Below are 20,618 nucleotides of genomic sequence, written 5' to 3'. Positions count from 1 at the left end.
ATGAACGGCAACCAGCGCACCGTGGACCCGTGGCGGGGCTTCCGGGACGGGCCGTGGCGCGAGACCATCGACGTCGCCGACTTCGTCCACCGCAACCACGAGCCCTACCTCGGGGACGCGTCGTTCCTGACCGGACCGACCGAGCGGACGCTCGCGGTCTGGGACCGGCTGCGCGCCCTGTTCCCCGAGGAGCGACGGCGCGGCGTGTACGACATCGACGCGGCCACCCCGTCCACCATCACCGCGCACGCGCCCGGCTACGTGGACCGGGAGCGGGAGCTGATCGTCGGGCTCCAGACCGACGCGCCGCTGCGCCGGGCGATCATGCCGGCCGGCGGGCTGCGGATGGTGGAGACCGCGCTGCGGGCGTACGGGCGGGAACCCGACCCGCGGGTGCACGAGATCTTCACCCGGTACCGCCGCACCCACAACGACGCGGTCTTCGACGCGTACCCGGAGGCGGTGCTCGCCGCCCGGCGCTCGCACGTCGTCACCGGGCTGCCCGACGCGTACGGGCGGGGCCGGATCATCGGCGACTACCGCCGGGTGGCGCTGTACGGGGTGGACCGGCTGATCGAGGAACGCCGCGCCCACAAGGCGGCGCTGGACGGCCGGCGCAGCACCGACGACGTGATCCGGGACCGGGAGGAACTGGCCGAGCAGATCCGGGCGCTCGGCGAGCTGAAGGAGATGGCCGCCGGGTACGGCTTCGACATCTCCCGACCCGCCGCCACCGGCCAGCAGGCGATCCAGTGGCTCTACTTCGCCTACCTGGCCGCCACGAAGGAGCAGAACGGCGCCGCCATGTCGCTCGGCCGCACCGCCGGCTTCGTCGACGTCTACCTGCGGCGGGACATCGCCGAGGGGCGGCTGGACGAGACCGGCGCGCAGGAGCTGGTCGACGACTTCGTGATCAAGCTGCGGATCATCCGCTTCCTCCGCACCCCCGAGTACGACCAGCTCTTCTCCGGCGACCCGACCTGGGTCACCGAGGCGCTCGGCGGGATGGGCGCGGACGGCCGGCCGCTGGTCACCCGTACCACGTTCCGCTACCTCCAGACGCTCGACAACCTCGGGCCGGCGCCCGAGCCGAACCTGACCGTGCTCTGGTCGCCCCGGCTGCCCGACGGGTTCAAGCGGTTCTGCGCCCAGGTGTCGCTGGACACCAGCGCCATCCAGTACGAGAACGACGAGCTGATCCGTCCGGCGTACGACGACGACACCGCGATCGCCTGCTGCGTGTCGGCCATGCGGGTCGGCCGGGACATGCAGTTCTTCGGCGCCCGGGCGAACCTCGCCAAGGCGCTGCTGTACGCGATCAACGGCGGCCGGGACGAGCTGACCGGGGAGCAGGTCGCCCCGCCCACCCCGCCGGTCGGCGGCGAGACGCTCGACCACGACGAGGTGCTGGCCGCGTACGACCGGACGTTGGACTGGCTGGCGCAGACGTACGTGGACGCGCTGAACGTGATCCACCACCAGCACGACAGGTACGCGTACGAACGGCTGGAGATGGCGCTGCACGACCACCCGGTGCGCCGGTTCATGGCCACCGGCGTCGCCGGCCTCTCGGTCGCCGTGGACAGCCTGTCGGCCATCCGGTACGGCCGGGTCAAGGTGCTGCGCGACGAGACCGGACTGGCCGTCGACTACGCGGTCGAGGGCGAGTTCCCGACCTACGGCAACGACGACGACCGGGCCGACGAGATCGCGGTGTGGCTGGTCGAGACGTTCGCGGCGAAGCTGCGCCGGCAGCGCACCTACCGCGACGCCGAGCTGACCATGTCGGTGCTCACCATCACGTCCAACGTGGTCTACGGCAGGCACACCGGCAACACGCCGGACGGGCGGCGGGCCGGCGAGCCGTTCGCGCCGGGCGCGAACCCGATGAACGGCCGGGACACCCACGGCCTGGTCGCCGCCGCGCTGTCGGTGGCGAAGCTGCCGTACGACGCGGCCCGCGACGGCATCTCGCTGACCGGCACGGTCACCCCGGACGGCCTCGGGCACACCCGCGAGGAGCGGATCGCCAACCTGGCCGGGGTGCTCGACGGGTACGCCGACGCCGGCGGGTTCCACCTCAACGTGAACGTGCTGGACCGCGCCACGCTGCTCGACGCGATGGCCCACCCGGAGCGGTACCCGCAGCTCACCGTCCGGGTCTCCGGATACGCGGTGAACTTCGTCCGGCTCACGCCGGAGCAGCAGCGGGACGTGGTGTCCCGGACGTTCCACGGCTCGCTGTGACCGGCCGGCCGCCGGTGGCGCCGGGCGCGGCGCCACCGGTCCCGGACGGGGCGGTGCACTCCTGGGACACCTCGATCGGGGTGGACGGGCCGGGGACCCGCTTCGTGGTCTTCCTCGCCGGCTGCCCGCTGCGCTGCCGGTACTGCCACAGCCCGGACACCTGGTACGGGCGCAGCGGCCGGCGGCGCACGGTGGACGAGATGGTCGCCACCATCGCCCGGTACCGCCGGTTCGTCCAGGTGGCCGGCGGCGGCGTCACGGTCAGCGGCGGCGAGCCGCTGGTGCAGCCCCGCTTCACCGGGGAGCTGCTGCGCCACTGCCACGCGCTCGGCCTGCACACCGCGCTGGACACGTCCGGCTTCCTCGGCGACCGGGCCGACGACGCGCTGCTGGACGCCACCGACCTGGTGCTGCTGGACGTCAAGGCCGGGCGCCCGGAGACGTACCGCCGGGTCACCGGCACCGGCCGGCTCGCGCCGACGCTGCGCTTCGCCCGGCGGCTGGCCGACCGGGGCACGCCGATGTGGATCCGGTACGTGCTGGTGCCGGGCCTGACCGACGCGGTCGACGAGGTGGCCCGGGTGGCGGACGTGGCCGCCGGGCTGACCGGTGTGGAACGCGTCGAGGTGCTGCCGTTCCACCGGCTCGGCGCGCACAAGTACGCCGAGCTGGGCCTCGCCTTCCCGCTCGCCGACACCGCGCCGCCGGACCCGGAGCTGCTGGCCCGGGTCCGCGGCCAGTTCGCCGCGCGCGGCCTCACCGTCACCTGACCTCCGGTGGCGCGGGGCCGCCCGACGGTCCCGGACCGCACTACGATGGCGGCATGTCGACCGCACACCGCACCTCGCGTCTCCGGAGCCTGGTCGCGACCGGCGCGCGGACCACCGGCGCGCAGGCCATCGGCGCCCAGGCGACCGGGGCGCGGGCCCTCGGCGGTACGGCCGTGGGCGCGTTGGCGGTGGGCGCGCTGGCGCTCGGCGCCGTGTCGGTGGGCGCGCTCGTGATCGGCCGGCTGGTGGTGCGCCGCGCGGTGGTCCGCGAGCTGCGCATCGGTCGGCTCGAAGTGGACGAGCTGGTGATCCGGCGCGACTCCGCCGCCGGGTGAGTCAGCCCGCCGCGGCCGTCGGATAGCCGTACAGGTCGAGCAGGCGCACCCGGGACGCCTGGAGCCGATCCACCACGACGCTCATGAACCGGGCGGTGAGCTGCCGGCCCAGCGTGTCGTCGGCCCCCATCAGCCGGCGTACCCCCTCGGCGGAGAACTCCACCGCCGTGCTGCGCCGGGTGGCCACCGCGCCGAACTGCCAGCGGTAGGGCGGGAACAGCCAGGACCAGCCCAGCACCCCGCCCGCGCCGATCGTCTCGATCCCCACGTCGCCGCGACCGGGCACCGGGAAGTCCAGCGCCACCTGGCCGTCCCGGACCAGCCAGAACCGCTCGGCCGGCTGCCCGGCCCGGAACAGCCGGTGCCCCGGGTGCCAGGCCACCGGGCGGGCGTAGCCGGTGAGCGGCGGCAACCACTCGTCCGGCAGCCCGGCCAGGAACGGGTGCACGCGGAGCATCTCCAGCGGGGTCATCGCGCCTCCACGATCGACAGGTGGGAGCCGGAACTCCATTGCACCCCACCGCGGCCGCGATCCGGCAGGGCCGATGGTCCCGCGCCGCGCGGGCGGTCGCCTCTGCCCCACCGCGACGGCCCGGTCCAGGCTGGAGGTGGACGAAGGAGGACGTGATGACCGACAGATCCGGCGCCCCCGTCGTGGTGGGCGTGGATGGTTCCCCGTCGGCGCTGGACGCGGTCCGGCTGGCCGCGCGGGAGGCGGCGTCGCGGCACCGGCCGTTGCGGGTGGTGCACGCGTTCCGGTGGCAGCCGGTCGGTACCGCGCTCGGCCCGGTCGCCGTCGTGCTCCCCGACGACGAGGTGCGGCAGGAGGCCGGGAAGCTGGTCGCCGAGGCGGTCGAGGAGGCTCGCAAGATCGACGCGGACCTCGCGGTGACCGGCACGGTGACCGACGGTGGCCCGGTCGCGGTGCTGCTGCGGGAGAGCCGCGACGCGGCGCTGCTCGTGCTGGGCCACCGCGGGCTGGGCGGCTTCGCCGAGCTGCTGGTCGGCTCCGCGGCGGTACAGCTCTCCGCCCGCGCCGACTGTCCGGTGCTGGTCAGCCGGGGCGAGGCCCGCGCCACCGGCCCGGTGGTGGTCGGCGTGGACGGCTCGCCGGTGTCGGACGAGGCGGTGGGCTTCGCCTTCGCCGAGGCGGCGCGGCGCGGCGCCGAACTGGTCGTCGTGCACACCTGGCTGTTCCCGCCGCCGGTCGGCCTCCGCGAGGCGTACGGCGACGTCATGCCCCTGCGGGACGACCCGCGGCAGCTTCGCGCCGACGAGGAGCGGGTGCTCGCGGAGGCGGTGGCCGGCTGGTCCGAGCGCTACCCGGAGGTCACCGTACGGCCGAGGCTGGTGGCCGCCGCGTCGCCGGCCGGGGTGCTGGTCGAGGAATCCGGCGCGGCGCAGCTCACCGTGGTCGGCGCGCACGGCCGGGGCAGCCTGGGCGGGCTGCTGCTCGGCTCGGTCAGCCACGCGGTGCTGCACCACTGCCGCAGCCCGCTGGCCGTCGTCCGGCACCCCCGGGGCTGACGTGGCCGCCCCGGCCGCGGGACAGCCGGGCCCGCCCGCCGCGCACGCGACGGGCGGGCCCCCGCCTGACCGGGCCGGGCGTGGCGGCGCCCGCTCGCGGGACGGCTGACGGCCACAATGGCCTGAGTCGACCGGAGGGATCATCCGATGAACCGACCCGTCGTGGCGGGGGTGGACGGGTCGCCGTCCAGCCTGACCGCCGCCGACCAGGCCGCCGTGGCCGCCGTCGCACGCGCCCGGCCGCTGCTGCTGGTGCACGGCTACCTGCACCCGCTCGGCTACGGCGTGCCGCTCAACCCGTACGACCTCGGGGTGCCCGCGCCCACCGAGGAGGCGGAGCGGATGCTCGAACGGGTCGCCGCCGAACTGGCCGACCGGCACCCCGGGCTGCGGGTGGAGGTGCGCCAGGTCGCCGGCGGGCCCGGCGCGACGCTGGTCGAGGAGTCCCGCCGGGCGGAGCTGGTGGTGGTGGGCAGCCGGGGGGTGGGCGGCTTCGCCGGGCTGCTGCTCGGCTCGGTCGGCGCGCAGCTCGCCCAGCACGGGCACTGTCCGGTGCTCGTCGTGCGGCCGGCGGAGCAGCCGATCCCGGTCGGCGGTCCGGTGCTGGTCGGGGTGGACGGCTCCGAGTCCGCGGCGTACGCCGTCGAACTCGCCGCGGACGAGGCCGACCGCCGGGACGCGGAGCTGGTTCTGACGCACGTGCGCGCGCCGGAGCGCGGCGCGCCGGAGGTCGCGGCCGAGGCGACCACCGCGGAGCGGGCCGAGGCGGCCGAGCTGCTCGGCGCGGCTGCCGCTCAGATCCGGGTGGCGCACCCGGAACTGCGGGTGACCGAACGCCCCGTCGTCGCCGCCTCCCCGGAGACCGCGCTGCGGGACGCGAGCGCCGACGCGTCGCTGGTGGTGGTCGGTTCCCGGGGCCGGGGTGGCTTCACCGGGTTGCTGCTCGGCTCGGTCAGCCAGGCCCTGGTGCAGCACGCCCACTGCCCGGTGCTGATCGCCCACCGTCCGGAGCCGGCCGACGACTGAGGCCGGCCGGCGGACGCCGGGCGAGCCCGATCAGGTCGGGTCGTGGCCGGCCAGCAGCGCGGCGAAGTCGGTGGTGAGGGCGAACGGGTCGGCCGGCCCGGACGCGGCCGGGCGGCGGTCCACCTGCTCGGCCAGCTCGGCCCCGGCACGCCGGATCCGGGCCCGCAACGCGCTGTCGCCGTCGTCACCGGCCCAGTCCTCGGGCGCGGCGAAGACCGCCGTCGGCAGCACCACCGCCCGCAGGTAGGCGAACATCGGCCGGACCGCGTGCTCCAGCGCGAGCGAGTGCCGCGCGGTGCCGCCGGTCGCCCCGACCAGCACCGGCATGCCGGCCAGCGCGTCCCGGTCCACCACGTCGAAGAAGGACTTGAACAACCCGTTGTAGGACGCGTTGAAGATCGGGGTGACGGCGATCAGACCGTCCGCCGCCGCGACGGCGTCAAGCGTGCGGCGCAGGACGGTCGGCGCGAAGCCGGTCAGCAGGTGGTTCACCACGTCGTGGGCGTGCTCGCGCAGGTCCACCGGGCGCAGCTCCACGTCGGCCCCCCGGCCGACCAGCTCGTCGCGGGCGGCCGCGGCGAGCTGGTCGGCGAGCAGGCGGGTGGACGAGGGCTGGCCGAGACCGGCCGAGACGACCGCGAGGGTACGCCGGGTCATCGCGCCTCCTCCGGGCTCGTCGCGGCGTCCCGGGCGGCCAGCAGGGCGGCGTGGGTGGGCGCCTCCGGCACGTGCACCGGACGCATCGAGTCGAACTCCTTGCGCAGCACCGGGACCACCTCCTCGCCCAGCAGGTCGAGCTGCTCCAGCACCGTCTTCAGCGGCAGGCCGGCGTGGTCCATCAGGAAGAGCTGCCGCTGGTAGTCGCCGACGTACTCGCGGAAGCCCAGCGTGCGGTCGATGACCTGCTGCGGGCTGCCGACGGTCAGCGGCGTCTCCCGGGTGAACTCCTCCAGCGACGGACCGTGCCCGTAGACCGGGGCGTTGTCGAAGTACGGCCGGAACTCGCGCACCGCGTCCTGCGAGTTGCGGCGCATGAAGACCTGCCCGCCGAGGCCGACGATCGCCTGGTCCGGCGAGCCGTGGCCGTAGTGCGCGAACCGCTCCCGGTAGAGGCCGACCATCCGCTCGGTGTGCTCCTTGGGCCAGAAGATGTGGTTGGCGAAGAAGCCGTCGCCGTAGTACGCGGCCTGCTCGGCGATCTCCGGGCTGCGGATCGAGCCGTGCCAGACGAACGGCGGTACGCCGTCGAGCGGACGCGGGGTCGAGGTGAACGACTGGAGCGGGGTGCGGAACCGGCCCTTCCAGTCGACCACGTCCTCACGCCACAGCCGGTGCAGCAGGTCGTAGTTCTCGATGGCCAGCGGTATGCCGTTGCGGATGTCCTGCCCGAACCACGGGTAGACCGGGCCGGTGTTGCCGCGACCCATCATCAGGTCCACCCGGCCGTCGGCCAGGTGCTGGAGCATCGCGTAGTCCTCGGCGATCTTGACCGGGTCGTTTGTGGTGATCAGCGTGGTCGAGGTGGACAGGATCAGCCGCTCGGTGCGGGCCGCGATCCAGCCGAGCATGGTGGTCGGCGACGACGGCACGAACGGCGGGTTGTGGTGCTCACCGGTGGCGAAGACGTCCAGACCTACCTCTTCGGCCTTGAGCGCGATGGTGGTCATGGCCTTGATCCGGTCACGCTCGGACGGCAGCCGCCCGGTGGTCGGGTCGACGGTGACGTCACCGACGGTGAAGATTCCGAACTGCATGACCAGCTCCTCGGGTGAGATCCGGACCGGCCGGCCCGGCATCGTCCCGCACAACCTATTTGACGAGTCAACTATTCCGGCGCGCGGCCGCTCCGGCGTGGCCGGGGTCACGTGCCGGACGGCCACCCCGCGTAGGATCGATCTGCTGCCGGGACGCCCTGGAGGAGATCGATGGCCCGCACGTTCACCGCCGCCGTGCACCAGGAGGACGACTGGTACGTCGCCCGGTGCCTGGAGATCGAGGTCGCCAGCCAGGGTGAGACCGTCGACGAGGCGCTGACCAACCTTCGCGAGGCCGTCGAGGCCTACCTGGACGAGGTCGAGAACCCGGCGATCGAGACCACGCCGCTGGTGACGTCCTTCCAGGCCGGACGGGCGGCGTGAGCCCAGCCCTGGCGGACCTGCCGCTGCGCAAGGTGCTCAACGGTCTGAGCAAGGCCGGCTTCGAGCACGTCCGCACCAAGGGCAGCCACGCGGTTTATCGCAACTCAGCCGGCCTGGTGGTCGTCGTTCCGCAGCATGCCACGATCAAGCGCGGCACCCTCGCCTCCATCCTTCGCCAGGCCGGGCTGACGCCCTCGGAGTTCCTCGATCTTCTCGGCTGACGAGCGGCGCTCGATGCCGGATACGCTTGCCGGCCATGACGTACCCCTGGCTCGACGCGCCGGCCGCGGACATCGCGGACACCGCGCGGACCCTGCTCGGCTGGACCGTGTCGGCGAACGGCGTCCGCGTGCGGCTGACCGAGGTGGAGGCGTACGCCGGCACCGGTGAGGATCCCGCGTCGCACGCCCACCGGGGGCCGACCCCGCGCAACCGGGTCATGTTCGGCCCGGCCGGGCACGTGTACGTGTACTTCGTGTTCGGCATGCACTGGTGCGCGAACATCGTCTGTGGTCGCGACGGCGAGGCGGCGGCGGTGCTGCTGCGCGCCGGCGCGGTGGTCGACGGCGTCGACACGGCCCGCGAGCGGCGTCCCCGCGCCTCGGACCGGGACCTGGCCCGGGGCCCGGCCCGGCTGGTGACCGCGCTGGGCCTCGGTCGGGACGCCAACGGCACCAGCGCGGTCGACGGCACCGGGCCGCTGCTGCTGGCCCCGCCGGAGAGCCCGGTCGACCCGGCGCGGATCGTCGCCGGCCCCCGGGTCGGCGTGGCCGCCGCACACGACCTGCCGTGGCGGTTCTGGCTGGCCGACGAGCCGAGCGTGAGCGTCTACCGCCGGCACACCCCGCGCCGCCACCAACCGGCAACCCCGTAACAGCACCCCGCCCCACCCCACCCGCACCCCACCCACCCCCCGTTGATCAAGGAGTTTGCGTCCGGGGAACGCCGTACGGCGACGCGAACTCCTTGATCGACCGCGGTTCGGGTGGGACCGGTGGGGCGGTTTCGCAACCTGTGGCGCTCCGGGCGCGTCTGAACCGGGAGGGCATGGTGTTGCGTACGAATGACTTTCAACGAGGTGTTGACAACAGGCCATTCTTGGGTGTGGGATGGACAGCATGGTCACCGTGGACAACGACCCGTTCACCGCCCCGGATGCTGCCCAGGCCCGGGCCCACCGCAACTACGCGGCGCTGCTGCGGATCGCCGAACGGCACGCCGGCACGAACGCCCGCCGCCGGCGCTACTCCCACCCCGACGTGCCCGACGCCTACGAGGCGGCCACGCTGGTGATGGCGCTGGCCGGCGGCGCGGAGCTGGACGCGGGCGAGGAGCCGGTCGACCAGGCCGACCTGATGGCCGCGCTGACCCTGATCCCGCACGTGCGGGCCGAGGTGGACGTGTTGGAGGCCGGGCTGTTGCAGGTGGCCCGCGGCCGGGGCATGACCTGGCAGGCGATCGCGTTCGGGCTGGGGCTGGGCAGCGCCCAGGCGGCCCGGCAGCGCTACGAGCGGCTCACCGTCCGCACCGGCACCGGCGACTGATCCCGCCCGCTGTCACAGCTTCGGGCGAGACTGTGCCGGACGACGACGGCACGGGAGGACGCGATGACGCGCGAGGAGATGCTGGCCTACTGCCTGGCCAAGCCGGGAGCCTGGCTCGACCGGCCGTGGGAGGCCGACGAGGTGGTGAAGGTGGGCAGCCGGATCTTCGCGTTCCTCGGCTCACCCGACGGTGCGGCCCGGCTCGGGGTGAAGTGCGGGCCGTCCCGGGAGGTGGCCGACGAGTGGCTGCACCGGTTCCCGGCCGACGCCCGGCCCTCGCCCTACATCGGCCGGTCCGGGTGGAACACGTTACGGCTGGACGGCGGTATCCCCGACGACGAGCTGATCGAGGCGGCCGACGGGTCGTACGACGCGGTGGTGGCCAAGCTGCCGAAGCGGGAGCGGCCGACGGCCTGAGCCCCGCGCGGTGGCCGGACCACCACGCGGGGCGTCCCGGTCAGCGGGGCACGACCTGCTCGGCCGCCCAGTCGCGCCAGCCGGCCAGCTTGTCGGCGGCGGTGGCGAGCTGGTCGGCGACCGGCCCGGGGCCGGTGGAGCCGGGGGTGGTGCGGGCGGCGAGCGCCGAACGCACCGAGAGCACGTCGCGCACCGAGGGGTCCAGGTGCTCGCTCACCGCGGTCAGGTCGGCGTCGGAGACCTCGTCCAGCGCGCAGTCCCGGGCCGCGCAGAGCGCCACCAGCCTCCCGGTGATCTCGTGCGCGTCGCGGAACGGCACGTGCCGGCGGACCAGCCAGTCGGCGACCTCGGTGGCCAGCGAGAAACCCGACGGCGCGGTGGCCACGAGCCGGTCCACCCGGACCGTCATCGTGGAGATCATCCCGGCCAGCGCGGGCAGCAGCAGCTCCAGCGTGTCGACCGCGTCGAACGCCGGCTCCTTGTCCTCCTGCATGTCCCGGTCGTAGGTCATCGGCAGGCCCTTGAGCATGGTGAGCACGCTCATCAGGCCGCCGACCAGCCGACCGGACTTGCCCCGGGCCAGCTCGGCGATGTCCGCGTTCTTCTTCTGCGGCATGATCGACGAACCGGTGGCGAACGAGTCGTCCAGCTCGACCCAGCCGAACTCCTGCGACGTCCAGAGCACCACCTCCTCGCCGAGGCGGGACAGGTGCACGCCGACCATCGCGGTGACGAAGAGGAACTCGGCCACGAAGTCCCGGTCCCCGACCGCGTCCATCGAGTTGGCGAACGAGGTACGGAAACCCAGCTCCTTGGCGACCGCCATCGGGTCCAGCGGCAGCCCGGAGCCGGCCAGCGCGCCGGCGCCGAGCGGGCTGACCGCGGCCCGCTCGTCCCAGTCGCGCAGCCGGTCCAGGTCCCGCAGCAGCGGCTGCACGTGGGCGAGCAGCCAGTGCCCGAACGTCACCGGCTGGGCGTGCTGGAGATGCGTCATGCCGGGAGCGGCGGTGTCCACGTGTCGCTCCGCCTGCTCGACCAGCGCCTCGGCCAGCTCGACCAGCCGGGCGGCCACCCCACGGGCGTGGTCGCGCAGATAGAGCCGCAGGTCGGTGGCGACCTGGTCGTTGCGGGAGCGGCCGGCGCGCAGCTTGCCGCCGAGGCTGCCCAGCCGCTCCAGCAGGCCGCGCTCCAGGGCGGTGTGCACGTCCTCGTCGTCCACGGTGGGGCGGAACGCCCCGGAGGCGCAGGCCGCCTCCAGGTCGTCCAGCGCGGCCAGCATCCGCCCCAACTCGTCCGGGTCGAGCAGCCCGGCGCCCGCGAGGACCCGGGCGTGCGCCCGGGAACCGGCGATGTCGTACGGGGCGAGGCGCCAGTCGAACTGGACGCTCACCGACAGCCGCGCGAGCGCCTCGGCGGGACCGCCGGCGAACCGGCCTCCCCAGAGGCTCGTCCGGTTGGCGGCGGCACTGTTCTCGGTCAGGCTCTTGTCGTCCACCCCTCCCATTCTGGTGGTCACGACCGCGCCCCGTCCCACCGGGCGTCCCGTGCGGCGGCCATCGCGCTGGGCAGCCCCCAGAGCCGCACGAAGCCCGTCGCGAGCGACTGGTCGAACGTGTCGCCGGTGTCGTAGGTGGCCAGGCCGAAGTCGTAGAGGCCGACCTCGGAGCGCCGGCCGGTCACCACCGCCCGGCCGCCGTGCAACGTCAGCCGCACCTCGCCGCTGACGTGCCGCTGGGTCTCCTCGACGAACGCGTCCAGCGCCCGCTTGAGCGGGGAGAACCAGAGTCCGTCGTAGACCAGTTCGCCCCAGCGCCTGTCGACGCCGCGCTTGAACCGGGCCAGGTCCCGTTCGACGGTGACCGCCTCCAGCTCCTGGTGCGCGGTGATCAGGGCGATCGCGCCGGGCGCCTCGTACACCTCGCGGCTCTTGATGCCGACCAGCCGGTCCTCGACCATGTCGAGCCGCCCCACGCCCTGCGCGCCCGCGCGGCGGTTCAGCTCCAGGATCGCCTGGTACGGGGTGACCGTCTCGCCGTCGAGGGCGACCGGGACGCCGGCGTCGAACGTGATCACCACCTCGTCGGCGTCGCGCTCCTCGGCCGGGTCGGCGGTGTACGCGTACAGGTCCTCGACCGGCGCGTGCCAGATGTCCTCCAGGAAGCCGGTCTCCACGGCCCGGCCCCACAGGTTCTGGTCGATCGAGTACGGGGACCGGGCCGTGACGTCGATCGGCAGCCCCTTCTCCTCGGCGAACGCGATCGCCTTGTCCCGGGTCCAGGCGTAGTCCCGGGCCGGCGCGACGACCTTCAGGTCGGGGGCGAGCGCCTGTAGGCCGACCTCGAACCGGACCTGGTCGTTGCCCTTGCCGGTGCAGCCGTGCGACACGATCGTGCCGCCGTGCCGGCGCGCGGCGGCCACCAGGTGCCTGACGATCAGCGGCCGGGACAGCGCGGAGACCAGCGGGTAGCGGTCCATGTAGAGCGCGTTGGCCCGCACGGCCGGCAGGCAGTGGTCGGCGGCGAACTCGTCGCGCGCGTCGATCACCTCGGACTCGGCGGCGCCGCAGTCCAGCGCGCGCTGCCGGACGACGTCCATGTCCTCGCCGCCCTGGCCGACGTCGACCGCGACCGCGATCACCTCGGCGCCGGTCTGCTCGGCCAGGTACGGGATGGCGACGGAGGTGTCGAGACCCCCGGAGTACGCCAGGACGACCCGCTCGGTCATGGTGTGGTGTTCCCTTCCACGGTCTCGTCCCGGCGGGCCCACGCGGCGAGCCGGTCGCCCAGCGCGGCGCCGCCGTCGGCCTCGCGGGCCACCACGAGGATGGTGTCGTCGCCGGCGATGGTGCCGACTATCTCGGACAGGCCGGCCCGGTCCAACGCGCTGGCCAGGTAGTGCGCGGCGCCGGGCGGGGTGCGCAGCACGGCGATGTTGCCGCTGGCGTCGACGCCGTTGAGCAGCTCGCGCAGCAGCCGCACCAGCCGGGCGGGTGCCCCCTCGGCGTCGCGCAGCGGCCGGTGGCCGTCCTCGGGGATCAGGTAGACCCCCCGCCCGTCGCCGCCGCGCGCGGTCACCGCGCCCAACTCCTTCAGGTCACGGGAGAGCGTGGCCTGGGTGACCTGGATGCCGTCGCCGGCGAGCAGGTCGGCCAGCTCGGTCTGTGAGTGGACGGCGCCGTCGCGGATCAGCTCGACGATGCGGGCGTGGCGGGCGGCGCGGGTCAGCGGGGCGGTCATGTGGATGCCTCCAGGAGAAAGGTCAGCAGCGCCTTCTGGGCGTGCAGGCGATTCTCCGCCTGGTCGAACACCGCGCTGCGCGGCCCGTCGAGCACCTCGTCGGTGATCTCCTCGCCCCGGTGGGCGGGCAGACAGTGCAGCACGATCACGTCCGCCGCGGCGTGGTCGAGCAGGGCGTCGCTCACCTGGTACGGCCGGAACGGGGTGATCCGGTCCTGCCCGTCGGCCTCCTGACCCATCGACGTCCAGGTGTCGGTGGCGACCACGTGCGCCCCGCGTACCGCCTCGACCGGGTCGGTGTGCACGTCGACCGAGCCGCCGGTGCCGGCGGCGATCTTCTCCGCCCGGGCCACGATCGCCGGGTCCGGCTGGAACCCGGCCGGGCCGGCGACCCGGACGTGCATCCCGGCGGTCGCGCCGGCCAGCAGGTACGAGTGGGCCATGTTGTTCGCCGCGTCACCGACGTACGCCAGGATCCGGCCGGCGGTGGCGCCGAACCGCTCCCGCACGGTGAGCAGGTCGGCCAGCAACTGGCAGGGGTGGAACGTGTCGGTGAGCGCGTTGACCACCGGCACGGCGGCGTGCGCCGCGACCTCGGCGATCCGGTCGTCGCCGTGGGTGCGCAGCACGATCGCGGCGACGTAGCGGGACAGCACCCGGCCGGCGTCGCCGAGCGTCTCGCCCCGACCGAAATGGGTGACCTGGGTGTCCACCACGAGGGGATGGCCGCCCAGCTCGGCGATGCCGACGTCGAACGAGATCCGGGTGCGCAGGCTCTGCTTGTCGAACAGCACCGCCACCGATCGGGGGCCGGCCAGCGGCCGGTGGGTGTAACGGTCGGTCTTCATCCGGGCGGCGAGGTCCAGCACGGCGGCCTGCTCGGCCGGCGTGAGGTCGTCGTCGCGCAGGAAGTGGCGGATCATGCGGGGGCCTCCGTGCGGCTTGCGGGAGTGGGCGCGGAGACGGTTGCCGCCTCGGCGGGGACGGTCGCGGTCGCCTCGGCGGGGCGGGCCGCAGCCTCACCGGGGAGGGTCGCGGTCGCCTCGGCGGGCACGGTCGTGTCCGCCGGGGCGGCGTCGAGCGCGGCGGGGAGCGCGGCGAGGAACGCGTCGGCCTGCGCGGCGGTGAGGATCAGCGGCGGGGCGAGCCGGAGCACGCCCGGCTGCACCGGGTTGACCAGGAAACCGGCCTCCCGCAGCGCGGTCGACACCGCGCCGGCCACCGGCCGGTCGAGCACGACGCCGAGCAGCAGGCCGGTGCCGCGCACCTCGCGTACCAGCGGGTGCCCGAGCGCCTCGACACCGCGCCGCAGCCGCGCACCGAGGCGCGTGACGTGGTCGAGCAGCCCTTCGTTGGCGATCGTGGCGATCACCGCGAGCGCGGCGGCGCAACTGACCGGGTTGCCGCCGAACGTGGTGCCGTGCGAACCGGGGGTGAGCAGGTCGGCGGCCGGGCCGAAGGCCAGGCAGGCGCCGAGCGGCAGGCCGCCGCCGAGCCCCTTGGCCAGCGTGACCACGTCCGGCTCGACGCCCTCGGCCTGGTGGGCGAACCAGTGCCCGGTGCGGCCGACGCCGGTCTGCACCTCGTCGAGCACCAGCAGCGTGCCGTGTGCGGCCGTGATCCGCCGGGCCGCGGTGAGGTAGCCGGGCGGCGGCACGACCACGCCGTTCTCACCCTGGATCGGTTCGACGATCACCATGGCGGTGGCGTCGGTGACCGCCTCGGCGAGCGCGTCGACGTCGCCGTACGGCACGTGGGTGACGTCGCCGGGCAGCGGGCGGAACGGGTCGGCCTTGGCCGGCTGGCCGGTGAGCGCCAGCGCGCCCATGGTCCGGCCGTGGAAACCGCCCTGGGTGGCCACCACGTGCCGTCGCCCGGTGAGCCGGGAGAGCTTGAACGCGGCCTCGTTCGCCTCCGCGCCGGAGTTGGCGAGGAAGACCCGGCCGGGTCGGCCGGCCAGCGCCAGCAGCAGCTCGGCGAGCGCGACCGGCGGCTCGGCGACGAACAGGTTCGACACGTGGCCGAGCGTGGCGACCTGCTTCGACACGGCGGCCACCACCGCCGGGTGGGCGTGGCCGAGCGCGTTGACCGCGATGCCGCCGAGCAGGTCGACGTACTCCCGGCCGGTCTCGTCGACCACGACGGCGCCGGCGCCCGAGACGAGCGCCAGCGGCGGCGTGCCGTAGTTGTCCATCATGGTCGCGCCCCAGCGCCGCACCAGCGTGCTCATGAATCGACCGTGCCTTCCCTGTTCGCGACTGCGGGGCTCGCAAGCTCGCTCCTCGCGCTCACGACCATCGTTCCGAACCCTTCCGAGGTGAAGACCTCCAGCAGCGTGGAGTGGGCGACCCGGCCGTCGACGACGTGCGCGGCGGGCACTCCCCCGCGCACCGCCCGCAGGCAGGCCTCCATCTTCGGCACCATGCCCGACTCCAGGGACGGCAGCAGCGTCGCCAGATCGTCCGCGGTGATCTCGCTGACCAGGCTCGTCGTGTCCGGCCAGTCCGCGTAGAGGCCGGCGACGTCGGTGAGGACGACCAGCTTGCGCGCCTTCAGCGCGACCGCGAGCGCGGCGGCGGCGGTGTCCGCGTTGAGGTTGTGCAGCACCCCGTCGACGTCCGGCGCGACCGTGGAGATGACCGGGATCCGGCCGGCCGCGATCAGGTCGGTGACCGCGGAGACGTCCACCGACGCCACGTCGCCGACCTGCCCGACGTCGACCGGCTGCCCGTCCACGTACGCCGGTCGGCGTACCGCGGTGAGCAGCCCGCCGTCCTCGCCGGAGAGCCCGACCGCGAACGGGCCGTGCGCGTTGACCAGCCCGACCAGTTCCCGGCCGACCTGCCCGACGAGCACCATCCGCACCACGTCCATGGCGTCCGGGGTGGTGACCCGCAGGCCGCCCCGGAACTCGCTGGCGATGCCGAGCCGGTCGAGCATGGCGGAGATCTGCGGGCCGCCGCCGTGCACCACGACCGGCTTGAGGCCGGCGTACCGGAGGAAGACCATGTCCGCGGCGAACGCCCGCCGCAGCTCGGGATCGGTCATCGCGTTGCCGCCGTACTTGACCACCACGGTGGCGCCGGCGAACCGGGCCAGCCAGGGCAGCGCCTCGATCAGCGTGGCGGCCTTGGCCTGGGCGCGGGTGAGGTCGTCACTCATCATGTGGAGTACGCCGAGTTCTCGTGCACGTACCCGTGCGACAGGTCGTTGGTCCAGATGGTCGCGGCGGCGGCGCCGGCGTGCAGGTCGATGCGGATGGCGACGTCGCGGCCGGCGAGGTCCACCTTGGCCCGGTCCTCGGCGGCGGCGCCGCTCCGGCACACCCAGACGCTGTTGACCGCCACGTCGACCTCGTCCGGTTCGAACGCGGCGGAGGTGGTGCCGACCGCGGCGAGGATCCGGCCCCAGTTCGGGTCGTTGCCGAACAGCGCGGTCTTGACCAGGTTGTTGCGGGCCACCGCGCGCCCCACCTCGACCGCGTCGTCCTCGCTCGCCGCGCCGACCACCTCGATCGCGACCTGCTTGGTGGCGCCCTCGGCGTCGGCGATCAACTGCCGGGCCAGGTCGTGGCAGGCGGCGGTCACCGCGTCGGTCAGCTCGGCGAGGGTGGGCTCGATGCCGGAGGCGCCGCTGGCCAACAGCAGCACGGTGTCGTTGGTGGACATGCAGCCGTCGGAGTCGACCCGGTCGAAGGTGACCCGGGTGGCGGCCCGCAGCGCGGCGTCCAGCACGTCCGGCCCGGCCACCGCGTCGGTGGTGAGCACGCAGAGCATGGTGGCCATGGCCGGGGCCAGCATGCCGGCGCCCTTGGCCATCCCGCCGACGGTCCAGCCGCTGCCGGTGACCACCGTGGTCTTCGGCCGGGTGTCGGTGGTCATGATCGCCTCGGCGGCCGGCCGGCCGCCGTCGCGGGACAGGGCGCGCACCGCGTTCCGGACGCCGGGCAGCAGCTTCGGCATCGGCAGCCGCTCACCGATCAGGCCGGTGGAGCAGACCGCGACCTCGCCGGCGCCGACGATCAGCCGGGCGCTGCTGCCGGTGAGCACGGCGGCGGTGTGCTCGGCGGTGGCGTGGGTGTCCTGGAAGCCGGCCGGGCCGGTGCAGGCGTTCGCGCCGCCGGAGTTGAGCACCACCGCCCGGACCACGCCGCCGTGCACGACCCGCTGGGTCCAGAGCACCGGGGCGGCCTTCACCCGGTTGGCGGTGAAGACCCCGGCGACGCCGGCGTCCGGTCCGTCGTTGACGACGAGGGCGACGTCGGCGCCGGACGTCTTGAGGCCGGCGGCGACACCGGCGGCGCGGAAGCCGCGGGGGGTGGTGACGGTCACCGAGCTTTCCTTTCGTTCGCGACTGCGGGGCTCCGCTCCGCTGCACTCCTCGCGCTCACGGGGACACTCCGTAGGCGGACAGGCCGGTGGTCTCGGGGAGCCCGGCCATCAGGTTGGCGTTCTGCACGGCCTGACCGGCCGCGCCCTTGCCCAGGTTGTCGATGGCGCTGACCACGACGACCCGTCCCGAGTCGGTGTCCACCGTCGCCTGGAGGTGACAGGAGTTCCCGCCGGCGGTGGCGGCGGTGTGCGGCCACGCCCCCTCGGGCAGCAGGCGCACGAAGGGCGCGTCGGCGTAGGCGTCGGCCAGCACCGCGCGGGGATCGGCGTCGCCGGCCGGCACCGCGGTGACGGTGGCCAGGATGCCCCGGGGCATCGGGGCCAGCACCGGCGTGAACGACAGCGAGGTCGCGCCGGTGGCCTGCTTGATCTCCGGCACGTGCTGGTGGGCGCCCACCTTGTAGGGGGAGAGGTCGCCCATCACCTCGCTGCCGAGCAGGTGGGCCTTGGCGGCCCGGCCGGCGCCGGAGGTGCCGGAGGCGGCGACCACCACCACGTCGTCGGGGCGTACCGCGCCGGCGGCGATCAGCGGGGCCAGCGCCAGCGTGGTGGCCACCGCGTAGCAGCCGGTGCTGGCGACCCGCCGGGCGGCCGCGATCTCGGACCGCTGGCCGGGCAGTTCCGGCAGTCCGTAGGTCCAGGCGCCGGCGTGCGCGCCGCCGTAGTAGCGGGTCCAGGCGTCGGCGTCGCGCAGCCGGTGGTCGGCGCCGAGGTCGACCACCATGACCGTCTCGGGCAGCGCCGCGGCGAGCGCCGCCGACTGGCCGTGCGGCAACGCCAGGAAGACCAGGTCCGCGTCGGCCAGGGTTTCCGCCTCGGTCGCCCCGAACACCAGGTCCAGGCCGGTGAGCTGCGGGTGTACGGCGGCGACGGGCTGGCCGGCCTGACTGTGTGCGGTGGCGGCGACCAGCTCGAACTCGGGGTGGCCGGCGAGCAGGCGCAGCAGTTCGCCGCCCGCGTATCCACTCGCGCCGGCCACCGCTACTCGAATGCCCATACCAACCTCCGCATGACTATGCAGAAAGGTTAGCAGTCGATCCAGGTGCCTGCAAGGTCATGCAGTGTGACGCATGAAGCTGCATCGGCGTGCTTCGCATTGACAGTCGCCCATTCCAAACCGATGCTGAGAGAGCGCTCTCACGGATCCGTTCCGCCGTGCCGCGCGACCACCGCACCCTGCCCCCACCAGCCTCGGAGTCGTCCTTGCCCACCCGTACGAAAATCCTGCGCGCCCTGCTCGCGCTCCTGGTCACCACCGCCGGATCGGTCGTCGCGGCCGCCTCGCTGGCCCGGGCCACCGGCCCGAACCTGCTGCCCCTCACCGTCACCAACCACACCGGCCGGGCCGACGCCACCTGGCTCTACGTGCTCGGCACCGACCTCACCACCGGCCGGCTCGGACACGTCGACGCCGCCGGCGCGTTCACCCCCTGGCCGGCCGGCGGCCTGCCGCCCACCCCCGCCCCCGACGTGGCCATCCCCGGCCCGGCCAACGGCGGCGCCACCACGCTCAAGGTCCCCCGCAACATCTCCGGCCGGGTCTACTTCGCGTTCGGCGCGAAACTGACGTTCCGCCTCACCCCGGACGGCCTGGTCCAGCCCGCGCCCTGGGCCCCCGGCGACCCCAACCGGGACGTCCTGTTCGACTGGTCCGAGTTCACCTACAACGACGCCGGGCTCTGGCTGAACAGCTCACAGGTCGACATGTTCGCCGTCCCGCACGTGGTCGGCGTGACCGGCGCCGACGGCGCGTCCCGGGAGACCGGCCGACTCGTCGACGACGGCCGGAACCGGGTCATCGACGCGATCCGCGCCCAGGCCGGCTGGGACGGCACGGTGCAGACCAGGGCCGACGGCACCGTGCTGCGGGTGCTCTCCCCCGGCAAGGCCGCCGACGCCGGCCAGCTCGACGCCGGCTACCTCGACCCGTACATCGCCTCGGCCTGGCAGGCGTACGCCACCCGGGCACTGACCGTGACGCCCTTCCTCGACCAGCCCGGAATCAGGTACACCGGGCGCACCAGCGGCGACGTCATGACGTTCACCGACGGCGCGGGCCAGCGGGTCGCCAGCTTCACCAGGCCCACCAGCGCCGACGTGTGGGACTGCGACGGCGCGCTCGCCGCCCCGAACGACCTCGTGGTCGGTCCGATCGCCCGGACGCTCTGCGCCGCGCTGCACCGCTCCACCCTGGGCGTCCGCGACGTGCAGCCCTCCGGCGGCCCGGCCGACTTCTACCGGGGCACGCTCACCAACCACTACTCCCGGATCGTGCACGCCAACATGGTCGACGGGAAGGCGTACGGCTTCGCCTTCGACGACGTGCTCAACCAGGAGTCGCTGGTGCACGACGGCGACCCGCGCGCCGCGCGCATCGACCTGAGCCCGTTCGGCCCCGGCGGCGGCCCGGGCCCGACGCCTACGCCGACCTCGCCGGACCCCACCCCTTCGGCGTCCGACAGCCCGTCGCCGGGCCCGACGACGAGCCCGTTCGGACCGCAGCTCTACCTCGGCGAACCCGACCTGCTCCGGCAGGGTCCGGCGGGCACCGCCCGGGCCACGATCGCGGCGGCGGACGGCACCTGGGTCGGCACCCCGCACACGCCACGGGTCTACCGGGCGGACGACCTGACCGCGCGGTGGACCGGCGGCACCACCTCGTTCCGTCTCCTCGTCGACGCCGGCACCGCGGTCGGCAACGGCACCCAGCTCCGGGTCTCCTACGACCTGACCGGGGACGGCACCTGGGACCGGGTGGAGACGTACCACTACTTCGCCACGGACCCGCTCACCGGCTGGGAGGACTACACCCAGGACCGGGGACTGGCGACGGCCACCGGCGCCCTCGGCGACCTGCGGGGCGGCAGCGTACGGGTGGAGGTGTGGAACGCCATCGGCGCCGCCCCGTCCACCCTCGCCGTGGGCGACGGGTCGCAGCTCACCCTCCCGTACACCGCCTGAGACGACGACGGCCCTTCCCGGGGACC

The 20,618-nt window shown here is 74.3% G+C and carries 22 protein-coding genes; 11 read left to right on the top strand and 11 right to left on the bottom strand.

What is annotated here, in order from left to right:
• The 3 genes from pflB to ACLQ2W_RS32915 are packed head-to-tail and all read left to right on the top strand — an operon-like array spanning position 1 to position 3,352.
• Positions 1–2,247, top strand: a complete 2,247-nt coding sequence (gene pflB, locus ACLQ2W_RS32925; protein ID WP_425791682.1) for a formate C-acetyltransferase — start codon at positions 1–3, stop codon at positions 2,245–2,247.
• Positions 2,244–3,017: a pyruvate formate-lyase-activating protein gene (pflA, locus tag ACLQ2W_RS32920; protein ID WP_425791680.1), complete on the top strand. Its 774-nt coding sequence runs from the start codon at positions 2,244–2,246 to the stop codon at positions 3,015–3,017. Before pflB ends, pflA begins: the two co-directional genes overlap by 4 nt.
• A gap of 53 nt (positions 3,018–3,070) precedes the next feature.
• Positions 3,071–3,352, top strand: a complete 282-nt coding sequence (locus ACLQ2W_RS32915; protein ID WP_425791678.1) for a hypothetical protein — start codon at positions 3,071–3,073, stop codon at positions 3,350–3,352.
• 1 nt (position 3,353) lies between these two features.
• Here ACLQ2W_RS32915 and ACLQ2W_RS32910 read toward each other — a convergent pair whose 3' ends face one another.
• On the bottom strand, positions 3,354–3,824 hold the full coding sequence (locus tag ACLQ2W_RS32910) for a cyclic nucleotide-binding domain-containing protein (protein WP_425791676.1): 471 nt from the start codon (positions 3,822–3,824) through the stop codon (positions 3,354–3,356).
• A gap of 155 nt (positions 3,825–3,979) precedes the next feature.
• Here ACLQ2W_RS32910 and ACLQ2W_RS32905 point away from each other — a divergent pair, with 155 nt between their 5' ends.
• Both ACLQ2W_RS32905 and ACLQ2W_RS32900 read left to right on the top strand, forming a co-directional pair.
• Positions 3,980–4,879 carry a universal stress protein gene (locus tag ACLQ2W_RS32905; RefSeq protein ID WP_425791674.1) on the top strand — a complete coding sequence of 300 codons (900 nt, stop codon included), beginning with the start codon at positions 3,980–3,982 and terminating at the stop codon, positions 4,877–4,879.
• A gap of 147 nt (positions 4,880–5,026) precedes the next feature.
• Entirely contained in the window at positions 5,027–5,905 is an 879-nt protein-coding gene (locus ACLQ2W_RS32900; protein ID WP_425791672.1) for a universal stress protein, read from the top strand.
• Between the two features lie 30 nt (positions 5,906–5,935).
• Here ACLQ2W_RS32900 and ACLQ2W_RS32895 read toward each other — a convergent pair whose 3' ends face one another.
• Positions 5,936–6,562, bottom strand: coding sequence for a CE1759 family FMN reductase (locus ACLQ2W_RS32895; RefSeq protein WP_425791670.1), 627 nt, complete (start codon positions 6,560–6,562; stop codon positions 5,936–5,938).
• Positions 6,559–7,659 (bottom strand): LLM class flavin-dependent oxidoreductase, encoded by a 1,101-nt coding sequence (locus ACLQ2W_RS32890; RefSeq protein WP_281939809.1) that lies wholly within the window; start codon positions 7,657–7,659, stop codon positions 6,559–6,561. The genes ACLQ2W_RS32895 and ACLQ2W_RS32890 overlap by 4 nt, the downstream gene beginning before the upstream one ends.
• Before the next feature lie 171 nt (positions 7,660–7,830).
• On the opposite strand from ACLQ2W_RS32890, the gene ACLQ2W_RS32885 reads away from it, so the two are divergent.
• The 5 genes from ACLQ2W_RS32885 to ACLQ2W_RS32865 all read left to right on the top strand — a co-directional run bounded on the left by ACLQ2W_RS32885 (position 7,831) and on the right by ACLQ2W_RS32865 (position 10,004).
• Positions 7,831–8,043, top strand: a complete 213-nt coding sequence (locus ACLQ2W_RS32885; protein ID WP_107160139.1) for a type II toxin-antitoxin system HicB family antitoxin — start codon at positions 7,831–7,833, stop codon at positions 8,041–8,043.
• Entirely contained in the window at positions 8,040–8,264 is a 225-nt protein-coding gene (locus ACLQ2W_RS32880; protein ID WP_425791668.1) for a type II toxin-antitoxin system HicA family toxin, read from the top strand. The genes ACLQ2W_RS32885 and ACLQ2W_RS32880 overlap by 4 nt, the downstream gene beginning before the upstream one ends.
• A 35-nt stretch (positions 8,265–8,299) precedes the next feature.
• Entirely contained in the window at positions 8,300–8,917 is a 618-nt protein-coding gene (locus ACLQ2W_RS32875) for a DNA-3-methyladenine glycosylase (RefSeq protein ID WP_425791666.1), read from the top strand.
• 235 nt (positions 8,918–9,152) lie between these two features.
• Positions 9,153–9,587: a DNA-binding protein gene (locus tag ACLQ2W_RS32870; protein ID WP_425791664.1), complete on the top strand. Its 435-nt coding sequence runs from the start codon at positions 9,153–9,155 to the stop codon at positions 9,585–9,587.
• A 63-nt stretch (positions 9,588–9,650) separates the two neighbouring features.
• Positions 9,651–10,004: an MmcQ/YjbR family DNA-binding protein gene (locus tag ACLQ2W_RS32865; protein ID WP_425791662.1), complete on the top strand. Its 354-nt coding sequence runs from the start codon at positions 9,651–9,653 to the stop codon at positions 10,002–10,004.
• Between the two features lie 40 nt (positions 10,005–10,044).
• Here ACLQ2W_RS32865 and argH read toward each other — a convergent pair whose 3' ends face one another.
• The 8 genes from argH to argC are packed head-to-tail and all read right to left on the bottom strand — an operon-like array spanning position 10,045 to position 18,628.
• Positions 10,045–11,508 carry an argininosuccinate lyase gene (argH, locus tag ACLQ2W_RS32860; protein ID WP_425791704.1) on the bottom strand — a complete coding sequence of 488 codons (1,464 nt, stop codon included), beginning with the start codon at positions 11,506–11,508 and terminating at the stop codon, positions 10,045–10,047.
• An 8-nt stretch (positions 11,509–11,516) separates the two neighbouring features.
• The gene (locus tag ACLQ2W_RS32855; RefSeq protein WP_425791660.1) at positions 11,517–12,728 is read right to left on the bottom strand and encodes an argininosuccinate synthase; all 1,212 of its coding nucleotides are present in this window, start codon (positions 12,726–12,728) and stop codon (positions 11,517–11,519) included.
• A complete protein-coding gene (locus tag ACLQ2W_RS32850) occupies positions 12,725–13,240 on the bottom strand; it encodes an arginine repressor (protein ID WP_281939801.1) in 516 nt (171 codons plus the stop codon). Before ACLQ2W_RS32850 ends, ACLQ2W_RS32855 begins: the two co-directional genes overlap by 4 nt.
• Positions 13,237–14,163, bottom strand: coding sequence for an ornithine carbamoyltransferase (gene argF, locus ACLQ2W_RS32845; RefSeq protein WP_425791658.1), 927 nt, complete (start codon positions 14,161–14,163; stop codon positions 13,237–13,239). The genes ACLQ2W_RS32850 and argF overlap by 4 nt, the downstream gene beginning before the upstream one ends.
• Complete coding sequence (locus ACLQ2W_RS32840) at positions 14,160–15,470, bottom strand: acetylornithine transaminase (RefSeq protein WP_425791656.1); 1,311 nt, start codon at positions 15,468–15,470, stop codon at positions 14,160–14,162. The genes argF and ACLQ2W_RS32840 overlap by 4 nt, the downstream gene beginning before the upstream one ends.
• Positions 15,467–16,405: an acetylglutamate kinase gene (gene argB / locus ACLQ2W_RS32835; RefSeq protein WP_425791654.1), complete on the bottom strand. Its 939-nt coding sequence runs from the start codon at positions 16,403–16,405 to the stop codon at positions 15,467–15,469. The genes ACLQ2W_RS32840 and argB overlap by 4 nt, the downstream gene beginning before the upstream one ends.
• Positions 16,402–17,571 (bottom strand): bifunctional glutamate N-acetyltransferase/amino-acid acetyltransferase ArgJ, encoded by a 1,170-nt coding sequence (argJ, locus tag ACLQ2W_RS32830; protein WP_425791652.1) that lies wholly within the window; start codon positions 17,569–17,571, stop codon positions 16,402–16,404. Before argJ ends, argB begins: the two co-directional genes overlap by 4 nt.
• 55 nt (positions 17,572–17,626) lie before the next feature.
• Positions 17,627–18,628: an N-acetyl-gamma-glutamyl-phosphate reductase gene (gene argC, locus ACLQ2W_RS32825; RefSeq protein ID WP_425791650.1), complete on the bottom strand. Its 1,002-nt coding sequence runs from the start codon at positions 18,626–18,628 to the stop codon at positions 17,627–17,629.
• Positions 18,629–18,834: 206 nt separating this feature from the next.
• Between argC and ACLQ2W_RS32820 the strand changes: the two genes are divergently transcribed.
• The gene (locus ACLQ2W_RS32820; RefSeq protein WP_425791648.1) at positions 18,835–20,592 is read left to right on the top strand and encodes a beta-1,3-glucanase family protein; all 1,758 of its coding nucleotides are present in this window, start codon (positions 18,835–18,837) and stop codon (positions 20,590–20,592) included.
• Positions 20,593–20,618: the final 26 nt, after the last annotated feature.

Origin of the sequence: Micromonospora sp. DT227 (assembly GCF_049841835.1) — a bacterium.
Lineage (GTDB): Bacteria > Actinomycetota > Actinomycetes > Mycobacteriales > Micromonosporaceae > Micromonospora.
This window is presented reverse-complemented; position numbering and strand designations above follow the sequence as displayed.

Bases quoted from the DNA above. Each gene is read 5' to 3' on its own strand.
- pflB (WP_425791682.1), top strand. From the start codon at position 1: ATGAACGGCAACCAGCGCACCGTGGACCCGTGGCGGGGCTTCCGGGAC.
- ACLQ2W_RS32915 (WP_425791678.1), top strand. From the start codon at position 3,071: ATGTCGACCGCACACCGCACCTCGCGTCTCCGGAGCCTGGTCGCGACC.
- ACLQ2W_RS32910 (WP_425791676.1), bottom strand. From the start codon at position 3,824: ATGACCCCGCTGGAGATGCTCCGCGTGCACCCGTTCCTGGCCGGGCTG.
- ACLQ2W_RS32905 (WP_425791674.1), top strand. From the start codon at position 3,980: ATGACCGACAGATCCGGCGCCCCCGTCGTGGTGGGCGTGGATGGTTCC.
- ACLQ2W_RS32900 (WP_425791672.1), top strand. From the start codon at position 5,027: ATGAACCGACCCGTCGTGGCGGGGGTGGACGGGTCGCCGTCCAGCCTG.
- ACLQ2W_RS32895 (WP_425791670.1), bottom strand. From the start codon at position 6,562: ATGACCCGGCGTACCCTCGCGGTCGTCTCGGCCGGTCTCGGCCAGCCC.
- ACLQ2W_RS32890 (WP_281939809.1), bottom strand. From the start codon at position 7,659: ATGCAGTTCGGAATCTTCACCGTCGGTGACGTCACCGTCGACCCGACC.
- ACLQ2W_RS32885 (WP_107160139.1), top strand. From the start codon at position 7,831: ATGGCCCGCACGTTCACCGCCGCCGTGCACCAGGAGGACGACTGGTAC.
- ACLQ2W_RS32875 (WP_425791666.1), top strand. From the start codon at position 8,300: ATGACGTACCCCTGGCTCGACGCGCCGGCCGCGGACATCGCGGACACC.
- ACLQ2W_RS32870 (WP_425791664.1), top strand. From the start codon at position 9,153: ATGGACAGCATGGTCACCGTGGACAACGACCCGTTCACCGCCCCGGAT.
- ACLQ2W_RS32865 (WP_425791662.1), top strand. From the start codon at position 9,651: ATGACGCGCGAGGAGATGCTGGCCTACTGCCTGGCCAAGCCGGGAGCC.
- argH (WP_425791704.1), bottom strand. From the start codon at position 11,508: ATGGGAGGGGTGGACGACAAGAGCCTGACCGAGAACAGTGCCGCCGCC.
- ACLQ2W_RS32855 (WP_425791660.1), bottom strand. From the start codon at position 12,728: ATGACCGAGCGGGTCGTCCTGGCGTACTCCGGGGGTCTCGACACCTCC.
- ACLQ2W_RS32850 (WP_281939801.1), bottom strand. From the start codon at position 13,240: ATGACCGCCCCGCTGACCCGCGCCGCCCGCCACGCCCGCATCGTCGAG.
- argF (WP_425791658.1), bottom strand. From the start codon at position 14,163: ATGATCCGCCACTTCCTGCGCGACGACGACCTCACGCCGGCCGAGCAG.
- ACLQ2W_RS32840 (WP_425791656.1), bottom strand. From the start codon at position 15,470: ATGAGCACGCTGGTGCGGCGCTGGGGCGCGACCATGATGGACAACTAC.
- argB (WP_425791654.1), bottom strand. From the start codon at position 16,405: ATGATGAGTGACGACCTCACCCGCGCCCAGGCCAAGGCCGCCACGCTG.
- argC (WP_425791650.1), bottom strand. From the start codon at position 18,628: ATGGGCATTCGAGTAGCGGTGGCCGGCGCGAGTGGATACGCGGGCGGC.